Source organism: Alistipes sp. dk3624 (assembly GCF_009557455.1).
GTDB lineage: Bacteria > Bacteroidota > Bacteroidia > Bacteroidales > Rikenellaceae > Alistipes_A > Alistipes_A hominis.
In genome coordinates this window covers 91549-104098 of record NZ_CP045651.1, presented here as the reverse complement: position 1 = coordinate 104098, position 12550 = coordinate 91549, and the positions used below count along the sequence as shown (strand labels likewise).

Here is a 12550-nt window from a genome sequence, read left to right as displayed (position 1 = left end):
ACCGTTTTACTCCTTGGGAGTCAGCTCGCAGCCGAGCAGCATACCGTCATAAGCCGACGCCACCTTGCCGATTGCGTTCACCGTGGCGTTCTGGGTCATATTAGCGACCGCAGAAACGATTTCCAGCAACTTGTCAGCCTTGAAAAGCAGCCGAATACGGTCGCCCGTCTTGCGGACGTAAAGGTTCAAAGAACCGGCGCCGGCAAGCCCTTCCACGGCTCCGTATTTCAGACTGATCTGCCCGGTCTCGCCGTCCACAGAAAAGGTTCCCCCGATACTGCGGTTCTTCAGTTGGCAGACAAAACTGCTGTCGGTATTGAACGTCACCGAAAACCGGTCGGCCGAGATGCCCGCTTTTGCATACAACTCCGCGAGTTTCGCTTCGATTTGCGAAGAGACGAGACTTCCGCCCACTTTTTTCGCCGCATCGTCGCTCTCCAGCTCGCAGGCGGGTTTCGAATACGCCCATGTCCCGGCCAGATCGGCCGCCGTGACTTTCGACGAAATCAGCGAACCCGCCAGATTTCCGACCGTTTCCTTGTTCAAAACGTCTTTCAGCGACCACTGGGCGTTTACCGTCAGGCACGACATGCAGCACGACAAAAACATCAATACAAAATATTTCATTTTTTCGGAATTAAAATTTCTAAAATCGAACCCGCCTTAACGCGAAGCGACCCGGATCGGCGCGTCGCCCTCCTTGTACCAATCGCCGCGGGCCCGCATCACCTGCTCGACCACATCCCGCACGCATCCCTGCCCGCCGCCGAACTGCGACACGTAACGCGATGCATTGACGATCTCCGCCACGGCGTCGGCCGGACAAACCGGCATACCGACATGCCGCATCGGCTCCAGATCGGGCACGTCGTCCCCCATGTAAAGAATCTCGTCGGCGGAGACGTCCAATTCGTCGCAAAGTTCTTTCAGAGCCTTCAGCTTTTCGTGGCAATCCATATAAACGTGATCGACGCCGAGCATGTCGAAACGCACCTTCAGGCTGTTCCCCTTGCCGCCGGTAATGATCGCTATGTGATAGCCCTTTTTCAATGCCAGCGACAGCGCATAACCGTCTTTCGAATTGTACTTGCGGATGAAATCCCCTTCCGGAGTGACGGAAATCCCGCCGTCGGTCAGCACCCCGTCCACATCGAATACGAAAACCCGGACGCGCGCTATATCTTCTTTGAAGTTTCCCATATATTAAGGCTTATGTTTTTATAAAGGTTTTGTAGTTCGGGATGATTGTGCAGCATTTCGATGTGCTTGTGCCGGGTACGGTAGTCGTTGCGGCGCGCAGGGCCGGTCTGTACGGCCGCAGCCGACGGGCTGTCGAGCGCCTTGGCGACCGTTTCCCGGATCAGCGGCTTGATCAGGTCGGCGGGCAGGCCGTACTCCTGCAATAACTGCTGCCCGACGGCGAACATGTGGTTGGCGAAATTGCAGGCGAACACGGCCGCCAGATGAAGTCGCATCCGCTGCCGCGAATCGGCGATCCGCACCCGCGTACTCAGCGCCCCGGCCAGTCCGGCCAGCGCATCGACCGTAAAATCGTTGTTTCCCTCGATAAAAAGAGGAACGTCGCTCAGTTCGAGACTGCGCCCCGCCGTAAAAGTCTGCAACGGATAAAAGACCCCTTTGTTCCGGATGCGGGGGGCCAGTTCTCCGAGCGCGACGCTGCCGGCCGTATGCGCGACGACCGCATCCCCGAAGTCGAAACTCTCGGACAATTTCGGTACGGCGCGGTCGCTGACCGCCATCAGGTAGATATCCGCTTCGGCGATTCGCTTCGGATCGTCGGCGCAGGCGCAACGAACCGCCCGGGCAATCGCCTGCCCGCGTTCCCGGTTGCGGGCATAGATCTGCACCAATTCGTAACGACTGGCTCCGATCGCTTTCGCCAGCGCCTCGGCCACGTTTCCGCTTCCTATGATAACGACTCTTTTCACTCCGTTCCGGCTGTAAATATCTTTATTCCGTTCGTACATCCATCAGTAAAACATTGTCCGCGCTGCGACTGACCGTCAGGTTCAGCCGGTTCACGATCGCGTCGATCTGCCGGAACTCGGGACTCTGCTGCAAATCGAGCGACGCCATTCCGCTCGCCTCGACCTGCTGGATCACGTCGCAGACCCGCAGCGTATGCACGTCGCGGGCCGGCACGTACAGGTTGACCTTATCTTCTTTACTGACCGTCGACACGATCAGCCCAGCCTTTTCGAGGTCGAAAACGGCATCCCGCACGATGCGCACCGGCAGGTTCAGATCCTGAGCCACCGTTTCGGACGATACGGCTCCGTCGCGCGCGAGAAAATGCGCGATAATCTGGTGCATCACCACGAGCAGCGCCTTCTTGCGGTACTCGTAACTCATCTCCTTGGCGATCTTTTCGAACTCGAACTTCCGGATGTTCTGGTAGGCGAACGACAGCTCGGCGCCGAACAGCACGATCTGCCAACTGCTCTGCAACCAAATCAGGAACAACGGCACGGCGGCAAAACTGCCGTATATCGCATTATAACTGGTCAGTCGCGACTGAATGAAAATATAGGCGATCTGGAACAACTGAAAGATCGTCCCGGCAATCACCCCGGCCGAAACGGCGCTGCGCAGCTTCACTTTCGTATTCGGCATCACCAGATAGACGAATGCGAACATCAGCCAGATCATCACCAGCGAAGCGAGTCCGAGGAATACGCTGACCACGGGCGACGAAGTAAGGTGCATTAGATGTTTTTGTATCTGCAGCCCGATGCTGCTGGAGATGATCCACAGGATCGGCGTTACGACGATCACGGTCGTATAATCGCTGAATTTGCGTGCGAAACTGCGCGAACGGCGCACTTCCCAAATGTTGTTGAAAGCGCTTTCGATGTTCCCGAATACTTTCAGCACGGCCCAGAACAGCACGACCAAACCCACCGAAGCGATCAGTCCGCCCTTGGTACGCAGCAACATCGCGTTGGCGAATGCGATCACCTGGTCGATCACGACGGTATACTGCGGGAACTGGTTGTAAAGATACTCGTTCAGGCGTGTTTCGAGTCCGAACCCCTTGGCGATCCCGAATACGAGCGCGGCGACCGGAACGATCGACATCAGCGTATAGAAAGTCAGCGCGGCCGAGCGCACCAGAATCCCGTGCTGCCCGAAGCCCTGCGCCGTAAAGATGAACACTTTGAACTGGCGCACCGCCCAACGCATTTTCCGGGACTTGTATTCGTGTTCTTTCTTTACCCAGATGTCGTGCGTGATATACTGAATGATTTTCCTGATCATATTTTCGCTTCCTTGGCCGTGTAACAAAGGTAACTATTTATTTCGATTTTCCGTTTCCGGCAAAGCGCCCTGCGGCGGGATTCTGCGGATACGCAAACCCAGCCAGGCGAACAGGATCGACATCAGCGGACTGATGTAACAAAAAAAAGCGTAGGGCAGGTAAGCGACCGTCGCCACGTTCAGCACGCCGGCCTGCGTCGCGCCGCAGGTATTCCACGGGATCAGCACCGAGGTGGCCGTACCGGCGTCTTCCAGCGTCCGGCTCAGCACTTCGGGAGCCAGCCCTTTGCGCCGGTACGCACTGCCGAAAATTTTGCCGGGGATCACGATGGCGAGGTACTGGTCGGATGCGGTCGAATTGAACAGCACGCAGGTTCCCGCCGTCGCGCTCACGAGTCCTCCGGTCGAACGTACGCGGCGGATGAGCGCCGTCGTGATCCGCTCCAAAAACTGTCCGGCCTCCATCACGCCGCCGAAAATCATCGCCGTGATAATCAGCCAGACGGTATTCAGCATCCCGGCCATTCCCCTCGACGTAAACAGCGAATCGACCATCGGATCGCCCGTTTCCGGCGATACCGTTCCGTACATCGCCCGGCTGACGACACGGTAAGCGCCCCCGGCCGTCAACGTCCCGTCGCCGCTGAGCGAACCGATCAGTTCCGGCTGGCATACGACCGCCATCACGCCGCCGAGCAGGCTGCCGACGAAAAGCACCGGCACCGGAGGCATTTTGAACACGATCATCGCCACCGCCGCCAACGACACGAGAAACAGCACCGGAGAAATGTAATAATAATCCGTAATCATCCGCTGCGTATCGGCTACCGAAACATCCGCTGCAATTTTACCGCCGCCGATCGACAGTATCGTAAAAATAATCAGCGTTACGAAGATCGTGGGCAGAGTCGTGTACAGCATGTAACGGATATGCGTGAAGAGATTCGTTCCGGCGATCGCCGCGGCGAGGTTGGTCGTATCGCTCAGCGGAGAAACCTTGTCGCCGAAATATGCCCCCGAAATGATGGCTCCGGCGATCACCGGGTCTCCGAACCCGAGCGTCCGTCCGATTCCCAGCAACGCCACCCCGACGGTGGCCACCGTCGACCACGAACTGCCCGTAGCCAGCGAAATCAGCGCCGAAATGACCACCGTAGCCGGCAGGAAGTATTCGGGACGCAGCACATACAGCCCGTAATGGATCATCGCGGGAATAATTCCGCTGAGCATCCACGTTCCGGAGAGCACCCCGATCATCAGCAGAATCAAGATCGCCGGAATGGCTCCGGTCAGCGTCCGCACGATTCCTTCCAGAATATCCCCCCACGTTTTCCCGTTGCGAATCGCGATGCAGGCCGTAACGCCCGAAGCGATCAGCAGCGACATCTGATTGGCTCCCGCGAGGGTCTCGTCGCCCAGCAGCGTCACGTTAAGCACGATCAGTACGGCGACCGGAATAAGGGACTGAAAAACAGTGGGGGATTTAACGGTCTTCCGCATCGTCGGTCATCTTTTTGATGGGATTTCCTCCCCGAGCATCAGGGCGTACAATTTTCCTTCGATCCGGGTAAAAGCGAAAGAATCGTCCCCGCCCTGACGGATGCCCAGCGCGCGGGCAATTCTTTCGGCATCGAACGGAAACTCTTTTTTCAGTAGATTGCAGCGGGAAATTCCCGCCGCTTTCAGGGCTTGTTTCAGCTTTTTCGGCTGATAGAATGCCATCTCGCGGATCGGGTAGACCCGGCCGAAGAACCGGTCGGGCGCCTGCCGCGACAGGCAGTAACCGCTCTGCGATACGGCGTAGCATCCGATCCGGGCAGCGTATCTCCGTACCAGACGGGCCTTGCAAAGCGACACGTCCGGCACCAACAGATACCCGTACGGCGGCTCGAAATCCGACGTCTGCGCCGGCTCGCCGTCCCCCCGTCCGAATACGAGCGAACCGCAGCCGGCCGCGACCGCCCGGACGCTTCCGGCCGGCGCGTCCGGCGCCGAAGGAACATCGATCAACACCTCTTTGCACTCGCCCTGCCGGGAAACGATATCGACGGTTATGCGGTCGCCGAACAGTCGGAATGCCTCGTCTATGTCGAACAACGGCGACGCCTTGACCACGACCCGGCGCGTTTTCTCCCGGATCGCCGGCAATAGCGAGACGATGTCCGGAGAACACTCCTCGAACCGGAACACTTTCCGGTTCCCTTCGCCGCGCCGCGCCGGATCCGCATACACCAGATCGGCCGTCCCGGGAAACGACTCTATGAAATGTTCGGCGGAGTCGTTCACCACCTCTATGTTCGAAATCCCCAGCAGCGAAAAATTCACGGCGGCGACCCGGGCCGTAACCGGATCGCGTTCGACGGCGATCACCCGGTCGAAACTTTTCGAAAAATGGGCCGAATCGACGCCCAGACCGCAGGTCAGATCGATGCAGAGCGCACCTCCGTACCGTTTTTCGGCGGCGACCGCCTCGCTGCTGGCCTGCTCGAACGCCAGCGGCGGCAAAATACAGCGGGCCCGGTAATAGGACGGGAGTTTGGTCCGGGCACGCTGTAAATATTTCAACTGGGTGGCCAGCAACGCTCCGCCGCCGCCCAGCCGCAGCGCGAGTCGTTCCGGCCGCTCGTCCAGATATTTCAAAACCGTTTGCCGGGACTCTTCCCGCAACAACCAATCAACTTCTTCGTGCGTCATGTTCGATCATTCGTTCCAAATTCAACGGGCGACTCCCCCGAAATATTCTTTGCGAGAATCCTCCCGCCATTTCAACCCGACGGCCAACGCCGCCAATACGACATAAGCGGCCGCCGCGCCGTACCCGTCGAAGCGCACGCCCGAAACCGAAGCGACGGGCGTGCCGGCGGCCCACGTTACGATCCCGTTCTGCGCCTGCAACAAAGCACCCGCTACCGCGCTGAAGACCGCGTTGAGTCCGGGAAAAGCGAAAAGCACCCACAAAATCCCCGTAAAAACGGACAAAAAGGCCGTCAGGATAACCAACGGATTAATGATCAGCGAAATTATAGGTATATTCCCGAAATTCCAGGCGACCAGCGGAAGCGTCCCGATCTGCGCCGCCGCGCCGAGCAACACCGAACTGCACACCGCATCGGCGATCCGGTTGCGGCATAGTTTTCTGCGATACAGTCGCGGATAGAAAAACAGGATCGATAGCACGGCCATAAACGACAACTGGAAACTGAGGTCGTAAAGATAGAACGGATTGGCGGCGAGCATCAGCGTCGCCGCGCCGAGCACGACGTTGTAACCGTTTCCCGGAACCGAACAGGCCAGGGCCAACTGTGCGGCGGAAAGCATCAGCGCCGCCCGCACAGCAGACGGCGACAGCCCCGCCATCACGGCATAAAACCACAACGCCGATATGACCAGTACGTTTTTCGCCACATGACCGTACCGCAGCAGCACCGTCCAACCGAACAGCAGGTTGGCAATCACCAGCACGAATCCCATATGCAGTCCCGACACGGCCAGAATATGCGCCACGCCGGTTTTCGAATAGTCCGCTTTCAGCCTGCGGTCAAGGTTCCGTTTATCCCCTGCGATCAGAGCCGACAGCAATTCCTGTTCCCTCTCGCCGACATGCAGCCGGTGGATACGTTCGACCGCCCACCGTTGCAGCGCCGCCGCATAACGGGTCGCCCGGCGCCCGTTCCCTGGCAGGCGCGAAATCACCTGATCCCCGCGCACATAGACGCGCGCGCCGATTCCGCGGCTGCGCATTAGCGTCCCGTAGCGACTCCCGGCCGTATCCACGGGATTCAGGTAGCCCACCACGTACAATTGCTCGCCCACGGCGACCCGTTCCGCCGTATCGACCCGCAATTCGACTTTTTCATCGACGCCCCGCCAACCGCTCCCGGCAGAGTCCAGCGGCCGGTATGCCCCCACACGAGCCACGGTCTGCCGCCACCGGCCGTTCGAAACCGGATTCTGTCCGACTTCGAGCACCATAGCCAGCCTTTCGCCGCGCGGCATCGCTTCCTTCTGGGCGCTCACGGCCGTAACCAGTATCCCCGAAAAGAAGAGCGCGACAGCCACCGTCCACCACCGGCAGGAACCTTTACGCTGCCGCCATGCGACGGCATAGCCGATAACGGCGGCCGCGACGATCAGCCAGTCGGGGGCGGTCACATACCGGAAAGCGAGAATACCCGCCGCGAAAAACGGAAGTATCCTCGCAAAAGGCGTTATGTCGATTTTATCGGAAAGTTGCATCGCGTCCGTCGGTTTTTAAGCGCCCCACGTATCGCGGTCAAGCGTCCGGTAACCGATCGCCTCGGCGATATGCGCCGGTTCGATCCGCCCGCCTCCTGCCAGATCGGCGATCGTCCGCGAAACCTTGAGAATCCGGTCGTAGGCCCGCGCCGACAGGTTGAAACGTTCCATCGCCTTGCGTAACAAAGCGCTCGATTCGGCCGAAAGCGGACAGAATTCCCGCAACTGACGGCTGTTCATCATGGCGTTGGTATATACCGGTGTTCCGGCGAAACGTTCGGTCTGAACCTGCCGTGCAGCCACCACGCGGCTGCGGATTGCGGCGCTGCTCTCCGCAGCCCCCGGTTGCGACAACTCCGAAAAATCCACAGGAATCACCTCAATGTGCAGGTCGATCCGGTCGAGCATAGGCCCCGAAATCCGGTTCAGGTATTTGGATACCGCCCCATGCGAACAGACGCACGCTTTGGTCGGATGGTTATAATAACCGCACGGACACGGGTTCATCGAAGCGACCAGCATGAAATTGGCCGGATACTGCACCGTGTATTTCGAACGGGAGACCGTGATTACTTTATCTTCCATCGGCTGACGCAGCGTCTCCAACAGGCTGCGTCCGAACTCGGGCAGTTCGTCGGCGAACAGGATTCCATTGTGGGCCAGCGATATTTCGCCGGGCTGGGGCGACGTTCCGCCGCCGACCAGAGCGGCCTGAGAAGTCAGATGATGCGGCGACCGGAAAGGCCGCGTCACCAACAGACCCGTTTCGGCGCCGAGCTTCCCGGCTACCGAATGTATCTTCGTGGTTTCGAGCGCCTCCTGCAACGTCATCGGCGGCATAATCGACGGCATACGCCGCGCCAGCATCGTTTTGCCCGACCCCGGAGGCCCGATCATCAGTACGTTGTGCCCGCCGGCCGCCGCGATCTCCAGCGCCCGTTTCACATGCGCCAGCCCCCGGACGTCGCCGAAATCGACGTCGAACCGTTCGGCATTTTCCCGGAATCGTCCTTCGAGATCGACCGTTGTCCGCGAAAGGGTATGCTCCCCGCACAGGAATCCGACCACCTCGCGCAGATGACCGGCTCCGTAAACCTCCAGCGATCCGACGACCGCCGCCTCCGCCGCATTCTGTTTCGGCAGGATAACCCCTTTAAATCCCTCTTTCTGCGCCTGTATGGCGATCGGCAACGCGCCCCGTACCGGCAACAGCGAACCGTCCAGCGACAACTCGCCCATCAGCACATAACGAGCCAGCGGAGCCGAATCCACCTGTTCGGTAGCCGCCAAAACAGCCACCGCGATCGGCAGATCGTAAGCCGACCCTTCTTTGCGGATATCGGCCGGGGCAAGGTTGACGATCACCTTCCGACCGCTCATCTTGTACGAACAGTTTTCGAAAGCGGCCCGGATACGTTCCTGGCTTTCGCGCACCGCATTGTCCGGCAGTCCGACCATGTAGAGTCCGATCCCCGCCGAGATATTCACCTCGACGGCGACCGTGATCGCCTCGATGCCGACAACGGCGCTTCCGTAACTCTTAACGAACATAACAGTCTGTTGCGTTGCTACGCGCCCCGGACAGATCCGAAGCGGTTATTCAAAAATCAAATCCTTTTCTCGTTTAGAACGGCGGATTCTCATCGTCCGGCGGCGTGCCGAAACCGCCGAGCTTGTTCGGCGCCGATCCCGACGGCACGCCGAATTCGCCATACCCGCCGAAATCGTTCATTGCTCCGCCGCCGGCATTTCCGCCGTCGATAGCCGATCCGAATTCGGAATTCATGCTGCTGTCCATCGAAAACCCGTCGCCGGAAATATCGTCGTAATCCATGAATTTCGCCTGTTCTTTGCGGAAACGCAACTTAATCGTATCAACCGCGCCGTTACGGTGCTTGGCGACGATGATCTCGGCCATGCCCTGCGTGGGAGTGCCGTCCTCGTCGGTCATCAGCCCGTAATACTCCGGGCGGTGGATAAAGGCCACCAAGTCGGCGTCCTGCTCGATGGCGCCCGATTCACGCAGGTCGGACAGTTGCGGCCGTTTGTTGCCGCCGCGCGACTCGACCGAACGGTTCAACTGCGAAAGCGCGATGATCGGGATGTTCAGCTCTTTGGCGATCGCCTTCAGCGAACGCGAAATCATCGCCACCTCCTGCTCGCGATTTCCGCCGCGCGTATCGACCGCGGCGGTCATCAACTGCAGGTAGTCGATAATCACCAGTTGGATATCGTACTGCGTCTTCAGCCGGCGCACCTTCGAACGAAACTCGTAAATCGACAGGGCCGGCGTATCGTCGATAAACAGCGGCGCACCGGCCAACGGCTTGATCGACGATTCGAGATGCTTCCACTGCTCGGGCGTCAACTGTCCGTTGCGCACGTCGCGCGAGTCGAGTCCCGACTCGCCGACGATCAGACGCATCATCAACTGCTCGGCGCTCATTTCGAGCGAGAAGAAGGCAACCCCTTTTTCGAAATCGACCGCCACGTTGCGCGCCAGCGACAACACGAAAGCCGTCTTACCCATCGACGGGCGCGCCGCAATGATAATCAGGTCGGAAGGCTGCCAGCCGAGCGTCAGCCGGTCAAGGTGCGTAAACCCGGTCGGCACGCCGCTAAACCCGCCCTCGCGTTTCGAAGCCTCCTCGATCGCGAGCAGCGTTTTAGTCAGGATATCGCGCGACTTCTGCACGTCGCGCTTCACGTGGCCTTCGGACACTTTGAAAATCTCGCCTTCGGCCAAGTCGATCAGGTCGGTTACGTCCATCGACTCGTCGTACGCTTTCTTCTGTATCTCGGTCGCCGCGCGGATCAGCTCGCGCTGGACGAACTTCTGGGCGATAATTTTGCTGTGAAATTCGATATGCGCCGCCGATCCCACCTTCTGGGTCAACTGCGCGAGGTAGGCCGCACCGCCCACTGCAGACAGTTTGCGGGTTTGCTTCAGTTTTTCGGTAACGGTATACAGGTCGATCGGTTTGAGTTCCATCGACAGCTCCATGATCGCCTTGTAGATGATCTGGTGCGCCTCTTTGTAAAAAGCTTCGGGAGTGATGATCCCCTGTATTTCGATCACGGCGTCCTTTTCGAGCATCAGGGCGCCGAGCACGGCCTCTTCCAGTTCGACGGACTGCGGCGGAATCAACCCGACCGTATCGGTCAGCGCGGCCGCAGCCTCTTCATTGTTCGGATTCGGGGTGTAACGTTTTGCCATAATTCAATTCTCAACGGTCATGTAAAGATACGATTTTAATCGACACGGGGAAAGACCGCGGCGATTTTTCGGACTTACCGTTCGCCGCGCCGGTCTTTCCATCCGAAAAAATAACTTTTCTGCCTTCGCTTTTCGTCCTGCGAACGCGCGACATACACTTTTTCGTCCGTGTACGGATTTTCGCCCGTGTAAAACATCACCGACGACAGCGTCATCGGGGTGGGGGTCAGGTCCTGCACCTGTTCGAGCCGGAAATGCAGCCGCCGCGTCTCGGCCGCCAGGTTGCGCATATCCCGTTCGGTACACCCCGGATGGCTCGAAATGAAATAGGGGATCAACTGATAATTCAATCCCTCGTCCCGGCATATTTTCTGAAAACGTTCGTTCAGGTCGCGGAACAGCGCGAACGACGGTTTGCGCATCAGCCGCAGCACGCCGTCCTCGGTATGTTCGGGAGCCACTTTCAGCCGCCCGGATACGTGGTTCACGACCACTTCGCGCAGGTAATCCCGGTTGTTGTCGCCGAACAGATCGTAGCGTATTCCGCTGCCGATAAACGATTTTTTGACTCCGGCCAACCGGTCTACCTTACGGTACAGTTCCATCAACGGCCGGTGGTCGTTGTTCAGGTTGCGGCACAGCGACGGATAGATGCACGACGGACGGCTGCATTTGCGGCACAACGCTTCGTTGCGCCCGCCCATCCGGTACATATTGGCCGACGGCCCGCCCAGGTCGGAAATATATCCTTTGAAACCCGGCATCCGCGTCAGTTTCCGCACTTCGTCGAGCACCGACTCCTCGCTGCGGCTCGAAACGAACTTGCCCTGATGCGCCGAAATCGTGCAGAAACTGCACCCGCCGAAACAGCCCCGATGCAGGTTCACCGAAAATTTAATCATCTCGTAAGCCGGAATATCGCCTTTGCCGTTATAGCGCGGATGCGGCAAGCGGGTATAGGGCAGGCCGAAACTGTGGTCCAGCTCCTGTTCGGACAGTTTCGGATACGGCGGATTGATCACGACGAAACGGTCGCCGACCGGCTCGACCAGCGTCCGGGCTTCCATCCGATTCGATTCGGTTTCGATCCGGACGAAATTCTCGCCGAACGCCCGCCTATCTTTCAGACATTTTTCAAAACCGTGCAGCCTCAACGCCTCGTCGCCGAGCGAATCCACATACCTATCGTCGGCCAGGAAGGCCACCTGACGCAATTTGCGCAGCAGGTTCAGGTTGTAACCGTTGTGCATCGCCCGCGCGATGTCGAGCACCACCCGTTCGCCCATGCCGTAAGTCAGCAGATCGGCCCCGCTGTCGACCAGCACGGAAGGTTTCAGAGAGTCGCTCCAGTAATCGTAATGCGCGGCCCGGCGCAGCGAAGCCTCGATCCCGCCGATCACGACCGGCGTATCCGGGAAAAGCCGTTTTAAAATGCGGGTATAAACCGTTACGGCATAATCGGGCCGGAAACCGGCCTTTCCGCCGGGCGTATAGGCGTCGTCGCTGCGCAGCCGCTTGTTGGCCGTATAGTGGTTGACCATCGAGTCCATGCTTCCGGCCGACACGCCGAAAAACAGCCGCGGCTTGCCCAGCTTGCGAAAATCGCGCAGGTCGTCCCGCCAGTTCGGCTGCGGCACGATCGCCACGCGCAGTCCTTCGGCCTCCAGCAACCGGCCGATCACGGCGGCCCCGAACGACGGATGATCGACATAAGCGTCCCCGGAGAACAAGATCACATCCAGTTCGTCCCACCCGCGCGCTCGAACCTCTTTGACCGAAGTCGGCAGCCAATCCGTTATCTTATACGAAATCCCCATC

Annotated in this window: 10 protein-coding genes; all 10 read right to left on the bottom strand. The window is 58.9% G+C overall.

Annotated features, from left to right (window positions below; all coding sequences use genetic code 11):
* Positions 1-6: 6 nt before the first annotated feature.
* Positions 7-627, bottom strand: a complete 621-nt coding sequence (locus GFH31_RS00485; RefSeq protein WP_118457465.1) for a DUF4923 family protein — start codon at positions 625-627, stop codon at positions 7-9.
* A gap of 36 nt (positions 628-663) precedes the next feature.
* On the bottom strand, positions 664-1200 hold the full coding sequence (locus GFH31_RS00480) for a KdsC family phosphatase (protein ID WP_055204144.1): 537 nt from the start codon (positions 1198-1200) through the stop codon (positions 664-666).
* On the bottom strand, positions 1176-1988 hold the full coding sequence (locus GFH31_RS00475; RefSeq protein ID WP_153498052.1) for a Rossmann-like and DUF2520 domain-containing protein: 813 nt from the start codon (positions 1986-1988) through the stop codon (positions 1176-1178). The genes GFH31_RS00480 and GFH31_RS00475 overlap by 25 nt, the downstream gene beginning before the upstream one ends.
* Positions 1972-3279 (bottom strand): YhjD/YihY/BrkB family envelope integrity protein, encoded by a 1308-nt coding sequence (locus GFH31_RS00470; protein ID WP_101570652.1) that lies wholly within the window; start codon positions 3277-3279, stop codon positions 1972-1974. Before GFH31_RS00470 ends, GFH31_RS00475 begins: the two co-directional genes overlap by 17 nt.
* Positions 3280-3312: 33 nt before the next feature.
* Positions 3313-4779, bottom strand: coding sequence for a Na+/H+ antiporter NhaC family protein (locus GFH31_RS00465; RefSeq protein ID WP_153498051.1), 1467 nt, complete (start codon positions 4777-4779; stop codon positions 3313-3315).
* Positions 4780-4785: 6 nt separating this feature from the next.
* Positions 4786-5973, bottom strand: coding sequence for a THUMP-like domain-containing protein (locus GFH31_RS00460; protein ID WP_118656582.1), 1188 nt, complete (start codon positions 5971-5973; stop codon positions 4786-4788).
* A gap of 21 nt (positions 5974-5994) precedes the next feature.
* Positions 5995-7515 carry a ComEC/Rec2 family competence protein gene (locus tag GFH31_RS00455; protein ID WP_153498050.1) on the bottom strand — a complete coding sequence of 507 codons (1521 nt, stop codon included), beginning with the start codon at positions 7513-7515 and terminating at the stop codon, positions 5995-5997.
* A 15-nt stretch (positions 7516-7530) separates the two neighbouring features.
* Positions 7531-9066 (bottom strand): YifB family Mg chelatase-like AAA ATPase, encoded by a 1536-nt coding sequence (locus GFH31_RS00450; RefSeq protein WP_055204136.1) that lies wholly within the window; start codon positions 9064-9066, stop codon positions 7531-7533.
* 73 nt (positions 9067-9139) lie between these two features.
* Positions 9140-10732 (bottom strand): replicative DNA helicase, encoded by a 1593-nt coding sequence (gene dnaB / locus GFH31_RS00445; RefSeq protein WP_055204133.1) that lies wholly within the window; start codon positions 10730-10732, stop codon positions 9140-9142.
* A gap of 74 nt (positions 10733-10806) precedes the next feature.
* Positions 10807-12549, bottom strand: coding sequence for a YgiQ family radical SAM protein (locus GFH31_RS00440; protein WP_101570661.1), 1743 nt, complete (start codon positions 12547-12549; stop codon positions 10807-10809).
* Between the last annotated feature and the right edge of the window lies 1 nt (position 12550).